Below are 21,699 nucleotides of genomic sequence, written 5' to 3'. Positions count from 1 at the left end.
CGTAGTATCCTGTCCGGCAGCGTCAATCAGCAAAACCACAATTAAAGCATTTCCGCCCCGCGCTCGGACTGCAGCGCCTTCGGCCCGCTCCTATAAGATCGGGGATGATAGTTGAAACATCAGTAGGCACATGCTAAGCATCCATAACATTATGTGAGGTATCACATTATGATCACTGCAGCCCAAGTGCGGGCAGCTCGTGCTCTTCTTGGTATCGATCAGAAGGCTCTAGCTGAGTTGTCCGGTCTCTCTATTCCGACGATCCAGCGCATGGAGGCCAGTTCGGGCAATGTCCGCGGCGTCGTCGACAGCCTGACGAAGGTGGTCGCAGCGCTCGAACAAGCGGGTATCGAACTCATCGGAGAGGGCGCGGTCAGCACGGCGACGGGGCGCGGTGTGCGTCTTAAGGCACCGCCTCCGAAGCACTGACTTTTCAACCCGCGACGGCGACCGCCGACAGATTCCGACGATCCCGCCGCTTCCTTGACCAAGGTGCGGCCCAAGATGAAAGTCCAGACCATGAGCGAGGCACCAAGCTTCGCCGAACTTTTTACCCCAAAACTCGTCACCGTTCTGCGCGAAGGCTACCAACTGCGACAGCTTCGAGCTGATGCCATTGCTGGACTGACGGTCGCCATCGTGGCCCTGCCGCTTTCAATGGCCATCGCCATCGCGTCCGGCGCCACTCCCGCTCAGGGCCTCTACACCGCCATCGTGGGCGGCTTCCTCGTCTCGATGCTTGGCGGCTCCCGGTTCCAGATCGGCGGGCCAGCCGGCGCATTCATCGTTCTGGTCGCAAGCACGGTGGCGCTGCACGGGATGGACGGCGTGATCCTCGCGACTTTTATCTCGGGCCTTATGTTGACCGCCGTCGGCTTACTGCGGCTGGGCACGTTCATCAAGTTTATCCCGTTTCCCGTGACCGTAGGTTTCACCGCTGGAATCGCCGTCATCATATTCGCCAGCCAGGTCAAGGAACTGTTCGGGCTGACGCTCGACCACGAACCGGGCGAACTGCTGGAGAAAATCCCGGCGCTTTGGAATGCAAGGGAAAGCCTGACCCCTGCCGCGCTGGCCGTCTCGATTGCCACAGTAGGCATCATTCTGGGACTTCGTCGCTTTCGTCCGCACTGGCCCGGCATGCTGATTGCGGTCGGGCTTGCCGCGCTGGCCACTGCGCTTCAGCAACTGCCCGTAGCGACGATCGGCACGCAGTTCGGCGGCATTCCATCATCGCTTCCCGCTCCAGTCATTCCCGACCTGTCTGTCGAAAAGATCATGGCGGTTCTCCCCGCCGCGATCTCGTTCACCCTTCTGGGAGCCATCGAGTCGCTTCTTTCGGCGGTCGTCGCCGATGGCATGACGGGCCGTCGGCACCGCTCTAACTGCGAACTCGTCGCACAAGGTGCTGCAAATGTCGGCGCCGCGCTTTTCGGCGGGTTCTGCGTCACGGGGACGATCGCCCGTACCGCGACGAACGTCCGTGCGGGCGCGCACGGGCCCGTCGCCGGGATGCTGCATGCGATATTCCTTCTCCTGTTCATGCTGGTCGCAGCGCCGCTTGCCGCCTACATCCCGCTTGCCGCGCTCGCAGGTGTGCTAGCCGTCGTGGCCTGGAACATGATCGAGAAGCCAGCAATCGAAATTCTTCTGCGATCCGGATGGGGGAGGCGACGGTTCTGGGTGCCACGTTCTTCCTCACCATCTTCCGCGACCTGACCGAAACAATCATCGTCGGTTTCGCTCTGGGATCGGTGCTCTTCATTCACAGAATGAGCCGCACGACCGCAGTCGCGACCCACACTCCCTTCGTGGGCCGGGACGAGGCTGATACGACGCGTCCGCGCGGCGCTTATGACGAAGAGCTGGCGGCAAACCCGAACGTGGTTGTCTACCGGATCACCGGGGCGCTCTTCTTCGGTGCCACGGCTTCCATCGGTTCGGTGCTCGATCGAATCCAGGACGGCCACAAAGCAATGATCGTCGACTTCTCGGCGGTGCCTTTTCTTGACTCGACGGGTGCCAACATGATCGAGGGATTGGCCCATAAGGCGCACCAGCGCCACGTTGCGCTGTGGCTCACGGGCGCGAGCGACGACATACGACGAGTGCTGATCACCCATGGGCTGAAGCAGCCCATCGTGCACTACGCGTCCACTGTCTCGGATGCCGTGGCTGCGTTACTGATAGACAAGCACGGAGTTGGCCAGACGCGATGAGCACACCCGCCGTTCGGCCGCCGGGAGGTGATGCCCCGGCTCCACCTCCAATGTGGAGTGTGAAGGACGATGTTCGAAGCCTGTGCTGGTGTAGGCCTGCGCCACAGCCCGGTCGCCAATCAGCGCAGCGGCCTAAGCACAGCGCTGCAGGGCGTGTTTCATTACACCCGTTCCCACGCCCTGCCCTATCGACTGGATGTCGGTAACGAGTTAACCGTCGAACAGGCAGGAAACGAGGTCTGACGACTGGTCTCTTCGAACAGAGCGAAGCAAAATGGTCGGAGTCATCAAAGTCGGCGCAAGGGCGCGTAGCCGACACGAGTCCTGCCTCATGTACGACAAAGGACGCCTGTGATGCCCTCATGCTGACTGGAGAGTGCGCGTGGATTCAGCCAGTGTACGAGCGTGGGATTTGCAGGCTCGGATGGCGGCGCCGAGCACAGTCCATCATTGTCGCGCTGATTGGTCCCAGCAAGCTCAACGTCGTGGAGCCGCGAACGACAACCTCAACAGCCAGATCGACGATCTCATGCCCCCTGGGGCTATATCCGGGCTGCCGAACTCGAGGCCGTTGCCTGAGAACACTGAGTATGGCCATTCAGCGTGCGCCGCGGTTCGTCCCGCGCTTGTGGCCATCCGTCGTTCGGGGACGCATGACCCGTTCATTTCTAACCCGTTGAAGCCGCGCAAGGGGATTTTCTCTCCCCTCGTCCGAATCGTGTCGCCATCGAAAATGCAATTGACGCGCTTGCTGCGTGTCCGGCCGATGTACGCGACGCAGCTTCCACCTGACGCTCTTGGGGAACGCTCTCCCAACTTGCGCCCCCTGCACCGATAAGCGCAGCGCGAGACCCAAAGACAAAGACCGGCGGTTGCGCGAACATGGCAGCCTTTCCCCTTGTTCGAGCCATTGTGGTGTGACTTGTTTTGATGTGATCATCGCGACGAGGGCGAGAGAATGATTGGGGAGGATGAACACACCTAAAGGTCGGCATGATGAAAGGCTATCGTGAAGCTCTGCTTTTGGCGCTACTTCTCGCAAGCGCTATCCTGTTGGCAGCGTTCCTCGTCGCCGCGGCGCTGCTTTTGTGACAGTCAAAAAAAAGTGCCTCGCGACCAAGCGGCGCGAGGCAATCGGCCAAGGGGTAAGTCGGGATCCATGGCCATCGTGCAGCGGACCACGATACACCGCAGGCGTCAAGTCAGTGCGGGATAATACAGAAAGAACTATACCCTCAACATCATTCGATGGCTCTAGCCCTGTGTGCAAGTCGAGCGCCAGTCTCCACGGATACGCTCAGAAGCTACTTAGAGCCGATAGCAATGCACTGCCGCCCACAAAGGCAATCGTTGCGATTGAGGTGAGTAAAACCGACGCGACGACCGTGCGTGCTGTATCTCGAAAATCGTACATAGGTACCTCCGGCAACTCTCCCGCTTAGGGAAAATCCTTGAGCGCGTCACGGGTTCCAACAAGAAGCGCCCGCCACCTCGCGGCCCCCATCCTGTTGAGCTGTCCAGACAGCCGGCGTAGGCAGAAAGGCTCAGGTTTAGGGATAGTCTAAGTATCAGGAAGATCAGAAAGTCGGGATAAAGGAGGGTGTCGCGGCGCCGCCAATAGCCGACGGACTTAAGCCGTGGATCATTGAGAGGCCCAGCGAGCGATAATATGGCGTAGTCAGTTGCCCGACACGACCGGTGGCCCCCAAATGCCGCGCACCCGATGCCGATGACGCGAGGATACGGCCAAGCGTGGCGACCATGCTTTTCGGCGTGATCACGGTAGGACTATTTAAGGTACAAGTTCGCCGATTCCCGGCGATGGAATATCGGCCGATTGTTGCTGCTCACGTCTAAGCTTCGCTTCTATGCTCGACAGAGGCGCATCGTTTTGTCTGCTCCTGGTCATGCTTGAGCCTAGCAAGGGCTATTCGGGTAGCCTCCAGTCTGTCGGCGGCTTCCAACAGGAGCGATACAACTTCCATCTTGGTATAGCTACCAGGTGCGGCGGCAACCTCGCGCAATCTGTTGGTAAGTTCGGGCATGACTCCTCCTTTCAATGGAGCATTATACGCCCGCACATCAGACCCGTGTCAAATCGTCCAGGCGGAATGTCTATGCGTGGTGCCACTATCGTGGGAATGCTTGCGCCGCGCCTACCGCGGACTTGCAACGTCAGGTGTGATCACCGTCGGTGAAGCAACGGGGCTTTCCTTTAGCGCAACGGCCTCGATGGGATAGCGAGTGCATTACACTTGGATTTTTCGTTACGGTCGGAGTGTTTTCATGAACGCGTTCGAAATGCGCGCGGATCGTCGAAAAAATGCTCTGTTCCAACGTCTCCCGCCGTGTCGCCGAAAGTAGGTGTCTCGAGCGCGATTAAACCCGTTCCAAATATCCCCACCCGTATTTTAGCAAAATGCCCGAGAGCGCAGCGCCTACGGCGACCGCAGCAACGAGGCGACGCATGCGCTTCCGCCGCGTTCGTTCACCGGTCCAGTCGTAGCGGGGGTTCGTAGTTCATCGTCCAAGCGGTCTTTCGGCTTTTGGCGGTGCTGGCGTACTTCGGCGCCGGATCGGCCAAGGCAGCGGATTCTGGCGAGATCTCGCAGTTCCTGCTGGGCCTCCGGAACGCTGTCGGAAGACGTTGTGACGATAGCTCGGAAGACAGAGCGATGGTCCTGCAATGACCGGACCTTCTCCATTCTTCGGAATGGACGAATCCGGACACATGGATGCAATGGGGCTCGGCTGGGTGGTCATGATGCCTGAGGGCGACCGCCCGCTGATCCTCCAAAAGACCGGTGGGACGAATGGGGTCTTTAGCTATATCGCCTTTGCACCGTCGCGTGGCGTCGGCGTCTTCATGTCGATCAACAAGTTCGGCTTTTCGGCTGCAACGGCAATGGCTGAAGTCGCGAACGATTTGATCTCCACACCCGCACCCCGGTGACCAGGCAGTATAGAGGTCCGACACGTCATGGGGCCGTTGAAGACAATCACACTCAAGCTTCGGCATTTGCCAGCGCCTAGCAGCGCGCGCGAGCAATTGGTGCCCGGCGTGATCGGTGGCCGCAATCGGCGTCTCCATCCTATTTCGCTGCCGATATTCAGTAATAAGCCCGAAAAACCTCCCTTTTTCATCAGATCCGACAATCAGAACAGAGGCGTTGGCAAGACCATTCGCGCTTTGGGGAAGTTGAAAGACCAGGCAGCACCCGATAGAGCTTTCTGCCGCTACCCGCGCATTGCGCAAACGGCGGCAATGGTGAAGGGCATCGAAACCGCCAAAAGGCAATAGCGTCGACCAAATGCTCGTCTTCGGCCGGCACGGTGCGCACAACACTGCCGATTGCCCTCGGTAGCCTGCAATAGCCGCCGACATGCAAATGCAACGGTAAGCAACGAAGGTATGAAAAAGCGTGGGAGCCTTGACGACACCCATGCGCGGCGAAAGGGCCGTCACGGCGACTTTGTCCGATCCCAACCTTGCCTGTTACGCTTCCGAATAGGGCCGTTGATTTTTGTGCAGATCTTCAGGTCCCGGTCGGTTCGACCCAGATGCCGGGACGATCTGCGCCGCGCAATATTTAAACTCCGGGATTTTGCCGTATGGATCGAGCATCGGGTTGGTGAGCTTGTTGGCGGGGCTCTCGTTGAAGCAGAACGGCATGAAGACCATACCGTCGGCGACTTCCCGGTCGGCGCGAAGAATCGCCTCGACGGTGCCGCGCCGCGTCTCCACCGCGATCACCTCTCCCTGCGACAGCCCGCGACGCTTGATCTCATAAGGGTTCATCGCGGCTATACCGTAAGGCTCGATGGCATTGAGCACGCCCGCGCGACGGGTCATGGCGCCAGTGTGCCAGTGCTCCAGCAGGCGCCCAGTGGTCAGCACCAGCGGGTATTCGTCGTCGGGAACCTCGTCAGGCGGCAAAAGGTCGGTCGGCACGATGCGCCCGCGTCCGTCGGTGGTGGGGAAACCTGAGGTGAAAACGACCTCGTTGCCGGGGACATCAGGTCCGTCGGCTGGATAGACGACGGATTCCTCGCGTTCGATGCGTTCCCAGGAGATGTGCTTCAGCGAAGGCATCACCTGTGCCATCTCGGTGTAGACTTCCGAGACATGGCCGTAATTCCAGCCCAGTCCCATGCGGTTGGCGAGCTCGACGATCAGGTCGAGATCTTGCCGCGCCTCGCCGGGCAGGTCGAGTGCAGGCCGGCCGATCTGCACCTGCCGGTTGGTGTTGGTGTAGGTGCCGAGTTTTTCGGCATGGGCCGATGCCGGCAAAACCACATCGGCATGCCATGCCGTCTCCGTCAGGAAGATGTCCTGCACCACCAGATGTTCCAGTTTGGCGAGGGCCGCACGGGCATGGCTCTGGTCGGGATCCGACATCGCCGGGTTCTCCCCCATGATGTACATGCCGCGGATCTCGCCGTCGTGAATGGCATCCACGATCTCGACAACGGTCAGCCCACGCTTCGGATCGAGCGTCTGGCCCCAGAAATTCTCGTACTGGCGCGGATATCAATGTTCTCCACCGACTTGTAGTCGGGGAAATACATCGGGATGAGCCCGGCATCGGAAGCCCCCTGCACGTTGTTCTGACCGCGCAGCGGATGAAGCCCGTGCCGGCGCGCCCGACGTGGCCGGTGATCAGCGCCAGCGCGATCAGGCAGCGGGAATTGTCGGTGCCGTGTGTATGCTGGGAAACACCCATGCCCCAGAAGATCATCGAGCGCTCAGCCTTGGCGTAGGTACGCGCGACCTGACGCAGCACATCCGCCTCGATGCCGCAGACCTCGGCCATCGCCTCGGGCGAGAAGTCCTTGACCTTGGCCTCCAGCGCCCGGAAGCCGGAGACGTTGGCCTGGATGTACTGCTCGTCGTAGAGCTTCTCGTCGATGATGACATGCAGCAGGGCGTTGAGCATCGCCACGTCGCTGCCGGGCTTGAAGCGGAGCGAGTAGGCGGCGTGGCGCATCATCTCCTGGCCGCGCGGATCCATGACGATCAGCTTGGTGCCGCGCTTGGCCGCCTGCTTGAAATAGGTGGCGGCGACCGGATGGTTAGTGGCCGGCCGAGCCCCGATGATGATCACGCAATCGGCCTTCAGCGCATCCATAAAAGGCGCCGATACCGCGCCCGAGCCGACACCCTCCATCAGGGCCGCCACCGAGGAAGCATGGCAGAGCCGCGTGCAGTGGTCGACATTATTGGTACCGAAACCCTGCCGCACGAATTTCTGGAAGAGATAGGCCTCCTCGTTCGAGCCCTTGGCCGAGCCGAACCCGGCCAGCCCCTTCCCGCCATGTTCGTCACGGATACGCTTCAGGCCGCCGGCGGCGCGCTCCAGCGCCTCCTCCCAGGTCGCCTCGCGGAAGATCGTCAGCGGGTCGACGCCGCGCAGATCGATTTCGCCGGCCTTGGGCGCGTCGTCGCGGCGGATCAGAGGCTTCGTCAGCCGTTCCGGCGACATCGCGTAGTCGTAGCCGAAGCGGCCCTTGACACACAGCCGGCTCTCGTTGGCCGGACCGTCGCGGCCGTCGATCTGGACGATCCTGTTGTCCTTGACCGCGACCTTCGTCTGGCAACCGACGCCGCAGAACGGACAGACCGAATCGATGACCTTGTCGAATTCCTGGACGACACGGGTCCTTCCCGTCTCGTCCATCAGCGATTTCTCGTAGAGCGCGCCGGTCGGACAGGCCTGGACGCATTCGCCGCAGGTCACGCAGGTCGACAGGCCCATGGGGTCGTGCATGTCGAAGACGGGGACGGAATGGTTGCCGCGTTGCGCCATGCCGATCACGTCGTTGACCTGCACCTCGCGGCAGGCGCGCACGCAGGCGCCGCAAGTGATGCAGGCGTCGAGATTGACCGCGATGGCCGGATTGGTGACGTCGAACTCCGGCCGCATGTCGTCTACGGCGAACCGGGATTCGAAGCGCCCCTGCGCAATGCCCATCGAACTCGCCCATTGCCAGAACAGGGACTGCTGGTCGGGGCCTTTCGCGGCCGGCCGCATGTTGCTGGCGAGAAGCTCGAACACCATCTCGCGCGATTTGCGGGCGCGCTCGGTGTCGGTCTTCACCACCATGCCCGCGGTCGGCTTGCGGATGCAGGAGGCGGCCAGAACGCGCTCGCCCTCGACGTCGACCATGCAGGCGCGGCAGTTGCCGTCGGGACGATAGCCCGGCATGTCGACATGGCACAGATGCGGGATCTTCGTGCCTTCCCGCCTGGCGACGTCCCAGATGGTCTCGTCCTGTGCGGCGGTGACGGTTTTCCCGTCGAGGGTGAATGTGATGCCGTTTGCCATCAGAGATCACTCCGGAAATGCGTCAGCAGATGGTTGACCGGGTTGGGCGCCGCCTGGCCGAGGCCGCAGATCGACGAATCCCGCATGACCATTTCGAGGTCGCGGATGTTACTCTCCGGCAGTGGCCCCACTTGCTTCAAGAGGGTCACCAGCTTTTCGGTTCCTTCGCGGCAGGGCGTGCACTTGCCGCAGCTCTCATGCTTGAAGAACTTCATCAGGTTGAGGGTGACGTCCCTGATGTTGTCGGCCTGCGAGAACACCACAACGGCATGCGATCCGACGAAGGCGCCCTGTTTTGCAAGCTCGCCGCCGAAATCGAGCTGAATGTCGCCCATCGACGCCGGCAGGATACCACCGGAAGCGCCGCCCGGCAGATAGGCCTTGAACTCATGGCCGTCGGCCATGCCGCCGCAATGATCCTCGATCAGTTCGCGGACGGTGACGCCGGCGGGCGCCAGCTTGACGCCGGGCTCCTTCACGCGTCCCGACACCGACCATGAGCGGACGCCCGGATGGTCGGGGCTGCCGAGGCCCGCAAACCATTCGGGCCCCTTCTCGACGATGTCGCGGATCCACCACAGCGTCTCGACATTGTGGTTGAGCGTGGGACGTCCGAACAGTCCGACCTCGGCGATGTAGGGCGGACGGTGGCGCGGCATTCCGCGCCGCCCCTCGATGCTCTCCAGCATCGCGCTCTCCTCCCCGCAGATATAGGCGCCAGCGCCGCGCCGCAGTTCGATGAAGCCGGGCTCGACCAGCCCCGCCGTCTCGAGGGCCGCGATCTCCGTGCGCAGGATAGCCAGCACGGCCGGATACTCGTCGCGCATGTAGAAATAGATGCGCTCGGCTTCGACCGCGTGAGCCGCGATCAGCGCGCCCTCCAGGGTGCGGTGCGGGTCCTTTTCGAGATAGATGCGGTCCTTGAAGGTGCCGGGCTCGCCCTCGTCGCCGTTGATCGACATCAGGCGCGGGCCCGGATAGGAGCGGACGAAGCCCCATTTCTTGCCAGCGGGGAAACCTGCGCCACCGAGGCCGCGCAGGCCTGCATTGCCCAGCATGGCGATGATTCCGTCTGTGGTGACCGCGCCGTCGCGGATGCTTTGCAGAAGCCGATAGCCGCCGGTACTGCGATAGGCGTCAAGCCCGATATAGGCGGGAACCCTGACCCGGATCTCTCCGGCATCCACCATCTGCAACAGGTTCCCTGCGGTCGCGTGGTCGACCTCGCGATCGCCTATGCGCGCGGCAGGCGCGCCGGCGCAGCGGCCCATGCAGGGCGCACGCATCACCCGGATCGCCGCTGGATCGGCGCCCGCCTGCAATTCGGCAAGTAGCGTTTCGGCGCCCGCCAGCATGCAGCTCACCGAATCGCACACGCGGATCGTCAGCGGCGCCGGCGAGGCTTCCCCTTCCTTCACCACGTCGAAGTGGTCGTAGAAGGACGCCACCTCGTAGACCTCGGCCTGCGAGAGGCGCATATCCTCCGCCAGCGCCCGCAAATGCTGCGCCGACAGATGGCCATATCGGTCCTGGATCATGTGCAGGAACTCGATCAGCAGATCGCGCCGTCGCTCGCCCGCACCCAGCAGCGCACGGACCTCGGCGAGCGCGGCATCATCCAGCGGACGCCCCTTTGGTCCGCGATCACGCCGCCGTCGATCCTGCATCGTCAAGCCCTCAATCCCCGGATGTACCTTCCATCTCTGTTAACAGCATTTCCGACACCCTAGGATGTTGATTATGAGGCACGATATGTTCCCTGCACGACGGACGCGAACATCGCCCGAAAGATCGGCGGAATGCAGGGCACCCTGACGCCCCCTCTCACGGCTTCATGATCTGCAACTTCTCCACCACGAACACGAGACGATCGCCGTCGCGCCTCGTCGACTCGAGCCTGTCGCCCGTCTCGTTGAGCAGGTTGGGGATGTCGATCGCCGCCAGCGGGTCGGTGCAATGGACCTCGAGCCCCTCGCCCGGCTTCAGGGTCTTCAGCGCCTTGCGCGTCTTGAGCGCAGGCAGGGGACATTTCAGCCCCGTCAGATCAAGCTTTGTCGTCAACATCATGAGGACGCATGATGCCCGACGCGGCGCGACGACGTCAATCGGCTCCGCTGTCGCGCATGGCTCTGCAAAATGCCGGTCAAAGCAGACTGGAATAGGTGAGGAACCGGACGGTTTCACCGGGCTCCACGCGCGTGACCTCCTCGCCGAGCTCGACGAGGCCATCGGTCGCGACGAGCGACGACAGCAGCCCGGCGCCCTCGCGCGGAAACTTGGTTGCCTCCAGGGAGCCATCCGCGGCCGTGCGGAGCGTCACCCGCACATATTCGCGTCGGCCTTGCTTCTTGCGATAGGAGAAGGCTGTCCGCACGGCACTCGGGATCGGCGGCAGCGGACGGGTTCCGGCAAGGGTGAGGATTGCTGGGCGGGCGATATGCGCGAAGGTAACGAAGCTCGCGACGGGGTTGCCGGGCAGCCCGATGAGCGGGGTTCCCCCGATCACGCCCATGGCGACCGGCCGGCCCGGCTTGATCGCCACGCGCCAGAACACCAGCGTCCCGCAATTCTCCACCGCGGCCCTCACGCAATCGGCGTCGCCCGTCGACACGCCCCCTGAAGTCAGGATGAGGTCGTGCGTCGACGCCGCTTCGCTCAGCTTGGCGGCGATCAGATCGCTGTCATCCGCCAGGATGCCCAGATCGGTGACGTCGCAGCAAAGCCTGGCGAGCATAACCATCAGCATGCTGCGGTTGGAATCGAAGAGCTGCGCCGGCCCGCGCATACCACCCGGCGCGACGATCTCGTCCCCGGTAGAGAACACCGCGACGCGCACCTTGCGCCTGAGCTCGACATTCGCATATCCGAAAGCCGCGGCGAGCGCGACATCCTGCGGGCGCATGCGGTGTCCCGCAGGCAGGACCGTCTCGCCCAGCGCGATATCCTCGCCCGCCGGGCGCACATTGGCACCCCTTTTCAGGCCGGGCGGGAGAATGACACCGCCGGTATCGTCCACGCGCACATCTTCCTGCATGAACACCGTATCGGCCCCTTCCGGCATCGGAGCGCCGGTGAAGACGCGCACGGCCTTGACCCGGCGGCACGACCACATCCGATGTCATGCCGGCCTGGAGCCTGCCGGTAACGGCGAAGGGCGTCTCGCCGGTCTGCGGCAGGTCGTCGCCTCGCACCGCATAGCCGTCGACTGCGGAATTGGTGAAGGGCGGCAACGGCAGCGGCGCGGTCATATCGCTTGCAAGGACGCGCCCGTCCGCCAGGACGAGCGGCACCTTCTCGGTCTCGCGCACCCCACTGAGCTTCGAGGCGATCAGTGCGGCGGTCTCGTCGATGGACCGCATCGGTCCGCCAAACGCGAAACAGTCATCCGAAAGTTGCGCCATTTGCCTTCTCAATCTGCCGGCGCGCGGAAGCCTTAGCCGCAAGCGCGCCGATCCGGGGGCCTTTTTTAACCTGCCTTCGTTTGAACAGGCTATAAAGTACGGGTCAAGCCGACGCTGGCGCGACGCCGGATACGACTTCAGGAGACTGCCATGCATCAGTCGATACGCCAATCGGACCTCGCGATCGTCCTGCCCAACCCGCAGGATACGCGGCTGACGGAGCTGGTTACCGGCATCGACCATACCGGCGCGGCGGTAGAGGTCCGCGTGCCCGTGGAGCGCGCCCTGACGCTCTATCTCAACGCGCAGGAGATCGTCACCATGATGACGATCAACGACTACCCGGAATATCTCGCGCTCGGCTACCTCCTGAACCAGAACATGCTTCTGGCCGACGACGTGGTGACCGACGTCGAATATGACGAGGACCTGCAGGTCGTGGTCGTGCGCACCGAGCGCAATACGGATTACGAGCAGAAGCTCAAAAAGCGGACGCAGACATCGGGCTGCGGCCAGGGCACGGCGTTCGGCGACCTGCTCGAGGCGATCGAGGACATCGCCCTCCCCGCTTCCGAGCTTCGCACCTCCTGGCTCTACAGGATGACGCGCGAGATCAACACCACGCCCTCGCTCTATCTCGAGGCCGGCGCCATCCATGGTTGCGTGCTTTGCAGGGAGGGCGCGCCGATCTGCTACATGGAGGACGTGGGCCGCCACAACGCCGTCGACAAGATTGCCGGCTGGATGTACCGCCATGGCGTCGACGCGGCCGACAAGATCCTCTACACCACCGGCAGGCTGACTTCCGAGATGACGATCAAGACGGTGCGGATGGGCATCCCCATCCTGGTCTCGCGCTCGGGTTTTACCGCCTGGGGCGTGGCGCTCGCGCGCGAGGTCGGGCTGACGCTGGTCGGCCGGGCGCGCGGCAAGCGGTTCACCGCACTTTCGGGCCAGGAACGGATCGTTTTCGACCAGGATCTCGCCGCCGTGGACGAGGAAGCGCCGCGGCACCGCCGCAAGGGTGCAGAACATGACGACTGACCGGGCCGCTGCTACCCCGTGCGTGGTGCTTGCCGGCGGACTGGGCCGGCGCATGGGCGGTGGCGACAAGCCGATGCGCGAGATCGGCGGCCGCGCGATCCTCGACCATGTCGTCGAGCGGCTGGGGCCGCAATGCGACGGCCTGTTGCTCAATGCCAACGGCGATCCTGAGCGCTTCACCCGTTTCGGCCTTCCCGTCGTGGCCGACACGGTGGCGGGCTATCCGGGTCCGCTGGCCGGCATACTCGCTGCGCTCGAATGGACGGAGCAGAACAGGCCGGGCGTCGAATGGGTGGTCAGCGCCGCCGGCGACTGCCCATTCCTGCCGCGCGACCTCGTCGCCCGCCTGCAGCAGGCGCGGCAGGCCGAGGGCGCGGATCTGGCTGTGGCGGCATCCGGCGGCCAGGCGCATCCGGTCATCGGGCTGTGGAAGGTTGCGCTTCGGGACGATCTTCGCAGGGCGCTCGTCGAGGAAGACGTGCGCAAGATCGACCGCTGGACCGCCCGCTACCGCCTTGCAATGGTGTCATGGCCGGGCGAGCCGGTGGACCCGTTCTTCAACGCCAACACGGTCGACGATCTCCACGAGGCCGAACGACTGGCCGCGCTGGTTGCCGACTAGAGCATTTTGCAGCCAGGCGGAAATCGTCTGGCGTTCGCACCAATGCGGCCAGGATAACCAGACTAGAGAAACGGAATTGCGTTCGGCAGAACGCCTGTTGCTCTAGCCGGCGCGGGCGAAACCGGCCTGCTCCAGCGCCGCATGGATTTCCGGCGATTGCAGGGCCGTCAGGAACGCCTGCATGGCGGGCCGTTCCCTGCGCGCCGAGACGAGCGCGAAATCATAGTGCTCTTCCGTCAGCGGTATGAAGCCGAGCCCGGCCGCGCGCGCCACCGGCGCGATGGTGACGCCCCAGTCCGCCCGTTCCTGTACGACCGCAGCCGCGACGGCGTTGTGCGAACGCGGCTGGTTCCAGTAACCGTCCGGGCGCGCCGGGCCGAGCAGTTGATCGATCAGGATGCGCGTCCCCGAACCCTGATTGCGGTTGACCATCAGGCAGTCCGGATCGGCGAGTGCGCCGGCGACCGCCTCCTCCACGCTGCGGCCCTCGAAACGCGGATCCCCGGAGCGGAACACGAGACCCCTGCATGCGTCGCCAGCCCGGAACCAGTTCGAGGCCGTCGCCGAGAAACGGCGTGTTGTAGCTTTGCGTCTTCGGGTCGAAGAGGTGGATCGGCGCGAGGTCGCACTCGCCGCGTTTCGCTGCGGCGAGGCCTCCGAGGCTTCCCACGGCCAGCGAGCGCACCGATGTCCCGCTCGCCGAGAGCGCACTGAAGACAAGGTCCAGGCCAACGCAGTGGCTGCCGATGACGACGAGGTCGGGAACGCGAACCTGCGGCGTGAACAGCGTCACCGGCGCATCCGTCCCGGCGGGCAGGTGGTCGGCCAGCGCCTCGATGCGGATGAAGCCGTCGGCCTGGGCGAAGGAGGTGATGGCGCCCGAGCCCTTGCCGGTCGCATAGGCGGCAAGCCCCTCCGGCCCTTGCACCAGCGAGACCATGACGAACTCGGTGCGCCCGAGTTCGGAGGGAAGGCGCAGCGGAACGCGCGCGCTTACCTGCGCATCGATGCGCGGCGGCAGCCCCCGCCATGCGCCGCAATACGGGAACGATCATGTCGTGGAATGTGAACATGGCCGAAGTCGGAAATCCCGGCAGGATGATGACCGGCTTGCCGTCGCATACCGCCAGGCAGAGCGGCTTGCCGGGCTTCAGCGCCACGCCATGGGCGACGATGCCCGGCTTGCCCAGCCGGCCGATGATGCGATGGCTGACATCGCCCGCCCCCTTGGACGTACCGCCCGACAGGATGAGTACGTCATGGTCAGCGAGCGCATCGCGCATCGCGGCCTCGAGCCTCGCCTCATCGTCGGGGAAAGCGCCGAGAAAACGCGCTTCGCCGCCGTTTTCGGTGACCGCGGCGCTGACGATGGGACCATTGGCGTCGTAGATCGCGGCCGGCCGCAGCGCCTCGCCCGGCTGGACGAGTTCGTCGCCGGTGGAAAGGATGGCCACGCGCGGCCTGCGAACCACCGTGATCTGCGCGATCCCGCAGGCGGCGAGCATGCCGATCTCGCGCGAGCCGATCACCGTCCCGGCGCGCAGCACGACCTCGCCTCGCGCCATGTCGGACCCTGCGCCGGAAACGAACTGGCCGGGCGAAACGCTGCGTCGTACCTCGATGGCGCCCGCGCCCGCCGGATCCGTATGCTCCATCATCACGATCGCGTCGGCGCCCGCGGCAACGGCCCGCCGGTCGCGATGGGAGTAGCGGTTCTGGCCAGCACCGGAATTTGCGGAACCGTTCCGCATGCGATCGATTCCGCGTTGAGCGTAAGCCGGACGGGACGCGCCTGCGAGGCCGCGGCGAGATCAGCGGCGCGCAACGCGAAGCCGTCGACATTGGAGCGGTCGAAAGGCGGCACGTCGACAGACGCCGCGACGTCTTCGGCAAGCGCCAGTCCCAACGTATCCGAAAGAACACGCTTTTCCGTCTGTGCCGGCCGGGGAAACAGGGCCGCTTCGAAGCGGGCGAGCGCATCCTCGCGCGACAATATCGTCAGGAACTGCTCCTGACCGGTGCCCTGCCGGGTGGAAGGTGGAGAGGTGTTCATGTCGGCGGGCTCAATTCGAATGGCGGAACGGAATGGCGGCAACGGGCGTATCGACGGCATATCCCTCGCTGTCGCCCGGCACCGCAAGCCAGGCATCGGCCAGCCGCATGGCGTCCAGCGGAAAATCGCCGACGGCGAGCGGCGACCACCTGTCCCCCTCTCTGCCGAGCAGCGCGATCTCGCAGATCCCGACCGCGGACGAAATCTTCCGCGAGAGCGGCAAGACGATGCCGGCCCGTTCGCACCGGCCTGACAGGCGGTCGAGGACCGGCTGGACGAGCGCGAGGAAACCGCCGAAAGCCTGGTCGGGCGAACCGGCCAATGCTATCACCGGCGTGCTGCCGAACCGGCCGATCGCCGTCGTGCCGCCGGGCTGCAGGGCGATCCGGTGCGCAATCAACACGCCGCGCCGCGCAAGGGCCTCGGCGGTCACGTCGGTGCGGCCGTCGCCCGTGCCTCCGACCATAAGGATGAGATCGCAGGCCTCGCCGTCGAGTGCTGCGGCGATCGTGGCCGCCTCTCGCGCCTTGCTCTGCGTCCCGGCAACGGCCGCGCCTGAAATCTTCAGCCTGTCGATGACGAACTGCGTCGAGAAGGTTTCCCGGCCCGCAGCTGCGACATCGATCACGCGGACCCGTGGAACCCGCACGGCAAGCTCACTCAGTCCCGCCTTGCGCGCGACCAGAAGGTCGGCAGCGCAGATCGTCTTTCCTTCAACGGCCACCGGCTGGCCGGCCGCCATGTCCTCGCCCGCACGGCGCACGCCCTCACCGGGCGCAGCCTCACCGTGGACCTGCGTTATCGGGCCGCTGCCATCGACCAGGCCGGCCTGAAGCACGCAATCGCATCCCTCCGGCATGGTGTCCCCCGTCTCGACCCAGACCGGGACGGCGGCCAGCGCCAGGGGCGAATAGGCAGACGCTCCCACCAGATCGAGCGCGCGACACGCCCAGCCGTCGATTGCGGCGATGTCCTGCACCGGCTGCGCCGGCAGCACATCCGCCATCCCGGCAGCAATGCAACCAAGCGCCTCGCCAAGCGGCGCCAGGCGGGGCGCAACCGGCGACATGCCGTCAAGCAAGGCGGCAAGCGCCGGGTCGAGACCGGTCAGGGCGCCGGTCGGGAAAGGCATTCTCATCATGTCGCGATGATGGACAGACGCGAACGCCTTTGCAACAAGGGTCAGGAGCGCGCCTGCTCGGCGTTCGGGAAGAAGAGCTGCTGGCCGTCGATCTTGTGTTCGCCGATCGAGGTCTGCCCCTCGGGCGAGATCAGCCAATTGATAAAAGCCTTACCGGCCTCCGCCTTGACGCTCGGGTGTTTTTCAGGATTCACCAGCATAACGCCATACTGGTTGAACAGCCGCTTGTCGCCCTCGACCACGACTTCGAGATCGCCGCGGTTCTTGAACGCCAGCCAGGTGCCGCGGTCGGAAAGGACGTAGCCGTTCATGGCGGAGGCCGTATTGAGCGCCGCTCCCATGCCCTGCCCGATCTCCTTGTACCACTGGCCCTTCGCAGTTTCGATATTGAGGTCGGCCTCCTTCCAGAGCCTGAGCTCGGCGGAATGGGTGCCTGACTTGTCGCCGCGCGAGACGAACGGCGCTTCCTTGTCTTTGATCGCGGTCAATGCGGCCGCTATATCCTCGGTGCCGCGGATGCCGGCGGGGTCGCTCTTGGGGCCGATCAGCACGAAATCGTTGTACATCACGTCGAACCGCTCCGTCGCGAAGCCCTCCTCGACGAACTTCTCCTCCTGCGCCTTGGCATGGACGAACACGACGTCGGCATCCCCGCGGCGACCGGTGTCGAGGGCCTGCCCGGTTCCCTGCGCCACAATCTTGACGTCGATCCCGGTCTTCGCCTTGAACACCGGGAGAATATGGTCGAACAGGCCGGAATCCTGCGTGGAGGTTGTCGATGCGACGACGATCGACTGGTCCTGTGCAAGGGCCGGCGTGCCGCCTGACAGCATCAGGAGCATTACGAGGCTAGAGAACGTTCGGCGAGTCAGCATCTCAATCTCCGTTCGGTTGATCAAAGGACGAGATCGCCGCGCACGAAGGCTGCAGCTTGCGGGGTCGCCGGCCGGTCTAGGAAATCGCCGGCGGACGCATGTTCGACCAGGCTGCCGCGAACGAGGAATACGACCTCCCCCGCAAGCCTGCGCACCTGACCGAGATCGTGCGAGGCCATGACGATTTTCGTGCCCGAATGGGCGGCGGCGAGAATGATGTCCTCGACGAAACGCGTTGCGGCGGGATCGAGGCTGGCAGTCGGTTCGTCGAGCAGAAGGATCTCGGGCTGGCGCGCCAGCGCACGGGCAAGCGCCAGCCGCTGCTGTTCGCCGCCGGACAGGCGGCGCGCCGGGCGCGAAGCGAGTTCAAGCAGGCCGACGCGGTCGAGCAGCTCCTCGGTGCGTCGGGCGCGCAGGCTGCGCCGACAGCCGGCCTGGGCCAGCCCATAGACGACATTCGCGGCAGCGGAACGTCGCAGCATCACCGGCTTCTGGAACAGGATCGCGCGGCGGTCCGGACCGCCATCTGTTCGGCCGCCCCAGCTCACCGTGCCCCGTGAGGGGCTTGCCAGGCCCATGCAGAGCCGCAGCAGGGACGTCTTGCCCGAGCCGTTGGGTCCGAGGATGAGCGTCGGCGCTCCCGGCCCGATCGTCAGGTTCAGCCGGTCGAGTATGGTCGTGGCGCCCACGGTCAGCGACACGTCGCCGAAGGAAAGGGGAGATCGCTCCTGGCTGCCCGCATCGCTAACCCGCCCGTTGCTCGGACCACACCCGTACCCCCAGGCGGTGGCGTTGATCAGCATGATCAGGAAAATCAGGATGAGGCCGAGCCCCATTGCCAGCGGTAGGTTCCCCTTGGAGGTTTCCAGGGCGATGGTGGTGGTCATGGTGCGGGTGAAGCCATCGATATTGCCGCCGACGATCATCACCGTGCCCACCTCGGCTGCGGCTCTGCCGAAGCCGGCAAGCAGGACGGTGACGAGACTGAAGCGGCTGTCCCACAGAAGCGTCGCGACCTGTCCCGCCCGGCCGACGCCCATCGCGGTCAGCTCCTCGCGATATTCGAGCCAGAGATCCTCGACCGTCTGGCGGGCCAACGCCGCAACAATGGGCAGCACCAGCAGCGCCTGCGCGATAACCATGGCGGTCGGGGTGAACAGGAGCCCGAACTCTCCCAGCGGCCCGGACCGCGAAAGCAGCAGATAGACCGTCAGGCCCACCACGACCGGTGGCAGCCCCATGAAACCGTTCAGCACCACGATGATCGCCGAGCGGCCGGGAAAGCGTGTCAGCGCGAGAAGGGCGCCGAGCGGCAGTCCCACAAGCGTCGCGATCGCGACGGCCGACAGGCTGATGGCCAGGGACAACCGCACGATGGCGAACAAGGTCGCATCACCGGACGCGATAAGTTGCCATGCGCTGACGGTTTCCGACATCGGCCATCCTACTCAGGTGTATTTTTCACGCATGAGCTTCCTGAATGTCAAATTGTTGAACCTGAACAGGAATATGCATAAGAATGCAGGATGGAGCTTTTAACGACATCCGAGGCCGCCGACTATCTCCGCCTGGGGGAGCGCAAGCTCTACGAGCTCGTCGCGGAGGAACGCATTCCGTGCAGCAAGGTGACCGGCAAGTGGCTTTTCCCGCGGCATGAGCTCGACCGCTGGGTGATGTCGGGATTGGCGCGGCCGGCGGGCATGTCAACGCCCGAGCCGCCGCCGATCGTCGGGGGAAGCCAGGACGACCTGCTCGAATGGAGTTTGCGCCAGTCAGGCTCCGGCCTGGCGTCGCTGACGGAAGGCACGGAAGGCGGCGTCGCGCGGTTGCTGCGAGGCGAGGTCGCCGCGGCGGCGATCCATTTTCACGGCGATACCGCCGACGCAAACATTGCTGCGGTGGCAGCCATGCCCCGGCTTTCCGATGCGGTGCTGGTCGGATTCGCCCGCCGCGAGCAAGGGCTGCTGTTGCCGCCCGGCAATCCGAGATCGCTTCACGGGCTGGCAGACGTGCTTTCTACCGGCGCAAGGATGGCCGTCCGGCAACGCGGCGCCGGCGCGGACATGCTGCTCACCCTTCTGCTGGCAGGCATAGGCGCGCAGCCCCAGGATATCGACCGGCTGGAGCCGCCCTGCCTAACGGGTCCCGACCTTGCGGCAGCTATCCGCACCGGTCGGGCCGACTGCGGGATCGCCACGCGCGCTGCCGCTCGCGCCGCCGGCCTGGACTTCGTACCGCTGGCCCGGGAGAGCTTCGACCTGCTGATGCGTCAACGGACCTATTTCCAGCCATCCTTCCAGGCGCTTATACGATTTCTCTCACAAGAAGCCTTCGCCGGCCGGGCCGCCGAGCTTGCCGGATATGATCCCAGCCCGGCGGGGCAGATCCGGTTCTTCAAATAGGGAGCGATCCTAGCGGGGTCGTCTCATCCGAGGTCGATCTCGCCTTCCAACATGATGCAGGCCGGCGGCTTCCGACGTGATGACCGCTTTCACGGTTATTCGTCCCTGCCCTTTCAGGCTCTTTTGCTCCACCGCCTTCTCGATCGCCTGCTGCGAGGTCACCCCGACCTGCTTGAGAAACTTGCGCATGGAGACGTTGAAAGGGTCAGTTTCCATATTCTGGGTCATATGATTGCCTCGAACAGTGTGAACGCTGCGGCCGTCCGGCAAGCTCGGGTCCTGCGGCGGAGGCACTTCCGCCAACGGAGCACGGAACGGGTCAGGGTGCAATGAAGACGACGCTGGCGATACGCATGGCGGCAATCGTTTCGTTGATCCTCGGCGCATCTGCGCAGGGGGCGGAACTGCGCGGCCATGGCGGTCCGGTGCGCGCGATCGTCATCACCGACGACGGGCGGACGGCGATCACCGGCAGCTTCGATGCCAAGGCGATCATCTGGTCGCTGGAGACAGGCGAGGCGCGCGAGGTGCTGCTGTTCCACAACGATCAGGTCGACGCCGTCGCGTCCCTGCCGGACGGGCGCTTCGCCAGCGCGGGAGCGGACGGCCTCATCGCGATCTGGGAGAGCGGCAAGAGCGCGCCCGTTTCTGTCCTGGAAGGACATACCGGGCCGGTCGCGGCACTCGCCGTATCGCCCGACGGCGCGTCGCTCGCTTCGGCTTCCTGGGATGGCAGCGTGCGGCTGTGGCCGCTTTCCGGTGGAGAGCCGCTGGTGCTTGAAGGTCACCGGGGCAATGTCAACGCCGTTGCCTTTCTTTCCGACGGGACGCTGGCAAGTGCCGGCCACGACGCGGCGATCATCCTTTGGCCGCCCGAACGGGGCGCAACGCCGGCCAGGGCCGACATGCCGGTCCCGCTCAGCGCACTGGTGGCGACGGCGGACGACCGCCTGTTCGCGGGAGGTGTGGACGGAAAGGTGCGCGAGGTGGACCGGGATGGCGCAATCCGCGGCGAAATTGCGGTGTCCATCGGTCCGGTAACCGCGCTTGCTGCATCGGCGGATGGAGGATACATCGCCGCCTCGTCGGTCAGGGGCGGAATCACCCTGCTTGATGCCGGGAGCCTGACACCGGTTCGTATCCTTGGTGCGGGCGGCGTACCGGTCTGGTCCCTCGCCTTCTCATCCGACGGCAGGACCCTGCTGGCCGGCAGCGCGGACCGCATCGTACGGGAATGGGATGCCGGGACCGGACAGCAGCTCGGGACCGCGTCCGAAGGCCCGGCAGATCCGATGGCCGAATATGCAGGCAGTCCCGGCGCGAAAGTCTTCCGTGCGTGCGTGGCATGCCACACGCTCGAACCGGACGACGGCAATCGCGCCGGGCCGACACTGCACGGCATCTTTGGCCGGCGCATCGCGTCGGTGCCGGGCTACCACTATTCGCCCGCCTTCCGGGAGATGGACATAGTATGGACGCCGGAGACGGTGTCGAAGCTGTTCGAGATCGGGCCAAGCGAATACACGCCCGGCACCAAGATGCCGGAACAGACCATCAGCAACCCCGAGGACCGGGCGGCGCTGATTCGTTTCCTGCAGGCCGAGACCCGCGACTGA

General features: G+C 64.4%; 13 protein-coding genes and 6 pseudogenes. 9 read left to right on the top strand and 10 right to left on the bottom strand.

The window, feature by feature from the left end:
• Positions 1-168: 168 nt before the first annotated feature.
• The 5 genes and pseudogenes from HK436_RS23190 to HK436_RS23170 all read left to right on the top strand — a co-directional run bounded on the left by HK436_RS23190 (position 169) and on the right by HK436_RS23170 (position 5,520).
• Positions 169-429 carry a helix-turn-helix domain-containing protein gene (locus HK436_RS23190; RefSeq protein WP_173193905.1) on the top strand — a complete coding sequence of 87 codons (261 nt, stop codon included), beginning with the start codon at positions 169-171 and terminating at the stop codon, positions 427-429.
• A 75-nt stretch (positions 430-504) separates the two neighbouring features.
• A pseudogene (locus HK436_RS23185) lies at positions 505-2,219 on the top strand (SulP family inorganic anion transporter).
• Between the two features lie 69 nt (positions 2,220-2,288).
• On the top strand, positions 2,289-2,462 hold the full coding sequence (locus HK436_RS23180) for a hypothetical protein (RefSeq protein WP_173193903.1): 174 nt from the start codon (positions 2,289-2,291) through the stop codon (positions 2,460-2,462).
• A gap of 2,497 nt (positions 2,463-4,959) precedes the next feature.
• The gene (locus HK436_RS23175; protein WP_244649353.1) at positions 4,960-5,172 is read left to right on the top strand and encodes a hypothetical protein; all 213 of its coding nucleotides are present in this window, start codon (positions 4,960-4,962) and stop codon (positions 5,170-5,172) included.
• Positions 5,173-5,199: 27 nt separating this feature from the next.
• Entirely contained in the window at positions 5,200-5,520 is a 321-nt protein-coding gene (locus HK436_RS23170; RefSeq protein WP_173193899.1) for a hypothetical protein, read from the top strand.
• A 195-nt stretch (positions 5,521-5,715) separates the two neighbouring features.
• Here the strand turns inward: HK436_RS23170 and fdhF are convergent.
• The 4 genes and pseudogenes from fdhF to HK436_RS23150 form a co-directional block, all read right to left on the bottom strand.
• Positions 5,716-8,545, bottom strand: a pseudogene (gene fdhF, locus HK436_RS23165) (formate dehydrogenase subunit alpha).
• A complete protein-coding gene (locus HK436_RS23160; RefSeq protein ID WP_173194523.1) occupies positions 8,545-10,212 on the bottom strand; it encodes an NAD(P)H-dependent oxidoreductase subunit E in 1,668 nt (555 codons plus the stop codon). The pseudogene fdhF and the gene HK436_RS23160 overlap by 1 nt, the downstream one beginning before the upstream one ends.
• Positions 10,213-10,369: 157 nt before the next feature.
• Entirely contained in the window at positions 10,370-10,612 is a 243-nt protein-coding gene (locus tag HK436_RS23155) for a sulfurtransferase TusA family protein (RefSeq protein ID WP_312860703.1), read from the bottom strand.
• A 76-nt stretch (positions 10,613-10,688) separates the two neighbouring features.
• Positions 10,689-11,946 (bottom strand): annotated as a pseudogene (locus tag HK436_RS23150) (molybdopterin molybdotransferase MoeA).
• Positions 11,947-12,096: 150 nt separating this feature from the next.
• On the opposite strand from HK436_RS23150, the gene HK436_RS23145 reads away from it, so the two are divergent.
• Positions 12,097-12,990 (top strand): formate dehydrogenase accessory sulfurtransferase FdhD, encoded by an 894-nt coding sequence (locus tag HK436_RS23145; protein ID WP_173193896.1) that lies wholly within the window; start codon positions 12,097-12,099, stop codon positions 12,988-12,990.
• Complete coding sequence (mobA, locus tag HK436_RS23140) at positions 12,980-13,612, top strand: molybdenum cofactor guanylyltransferase MobA (protein ID WP_173193894.1); 633 nt, start codon at positions 12,980-12,982, stop codon at positions 13,610-13,612. Before HK436_RS23145 ends, mobA begins: the two co-directional genes overlap by 11 nt.
• A gap of 102 nt (positions 13,613-13,714) precedes the next feature.
• Here mobA and HK436_RS23135 read toward each other — a convergent pair.
• The 5 genes and pseudogenes from HK436_RS23135 to HK436_RS23115 form a co-directional block, all read right to left on the bottom strand.
• Positions 13,715-15,665, bottom strand: a pseudogene (locus HK436_RS23135) (molybdopterin biosynthesis protein).
• 10 nt (positions 15,666-15,675) lie between these two features.
• On the bottom strand, positions 15,676-16,797 hold the full coding sequence (locus tag HK436_RS23130; protein WP_312860702.1) for a molybdopterin-binding protein: 1,122 nt from the start codon (positions 16,795-16,797) through the stop codon (positions 15,676-15,678).
• Positions 16,798-16,847: 50 nt separating this feature from the next.
• Positions 16,848-17,681, bottom strand: coding sequence for an ABC transporter substrate-binding protein (locus tag HK436_RS23125; RefSeq protein ID WP_173193891.1), 834 nt, complete (start codon positions 17,679-17,681; stop codon positions 16,848-16,850).
• 20 nt (positions 17,682-17,701) lie between these two features.
• A complete protein-coding gene (locus tag HK436_RS23120) occupies positions 17,702-18,370 on the bottom strand; it encodes an ATP-binding cassette domain-containing protein (protein WP_312860750.1) in 669 nt (222 codons plus the stop codon).
• 55 nt (positions 18,371-18,425) lie between these two features.
• Positions 18,426-19,117 (bottom strand): annotated as a pseudogene (locus HK436_RS23115) (ABC transporter permease).
• Between the two features lie 90 nt (positions 19,118-19,207).
• On the opposite strand from HK436_RS23115, the gene HK436_RS23110 reads away from it, so the two are divergent.
• Positions 19,208-20,083 carry a substrate-binding domain-containing protein gene (locus tag HK436_RS23110; protein ID WP_173193887.1) on the top strand — a complete coding sequence of 292 codons (876 nt, stop codon included), beginning with the start codon at positions 19,208-19,210 and terminating at the stop codon, positions 20,081-20,083.
• Between the two features lie 23 nt (positions 20,084-20,106).
• Here HK436_RS23110 and HK436_RS23105 read toward each other — a convergent pair.
• Positions 20,107-20,311: pseudogene (locus HK436_RS23105) on the bottom strand (DUF6494 family protein).
• A gap of 101 nt (positions 20,312-20,412) precedes the next feature.
• Between HK436_RS23105 and HK436_RS23100 the strand changes: the two are divergent.
• Positions 20,413-21,699, top strand: coding sequence for a c-type cytochrome (locus tag HK436_RS23100; RefSeq protein ID WP_173193885.1), 1,287 nt, complete (start codon positions 20,413-20,415; stop codon positions 21,697-21,699).

The organism is Neoaquamicrobium sediminum (assembly GCF_013240295.1).
GTDB classification, from domain to species: domain Bacteria; phylum Pseudomonadota; class Alphaproteobacteria; order Rhizobiales; family Rhizobiaceae; genus Aerobium; species Aerobium sediminum.
Note: the sequence above shows the minus strand (reverse complement) of the source record. Positions and strands in the feature narration are given on the sequence as shown.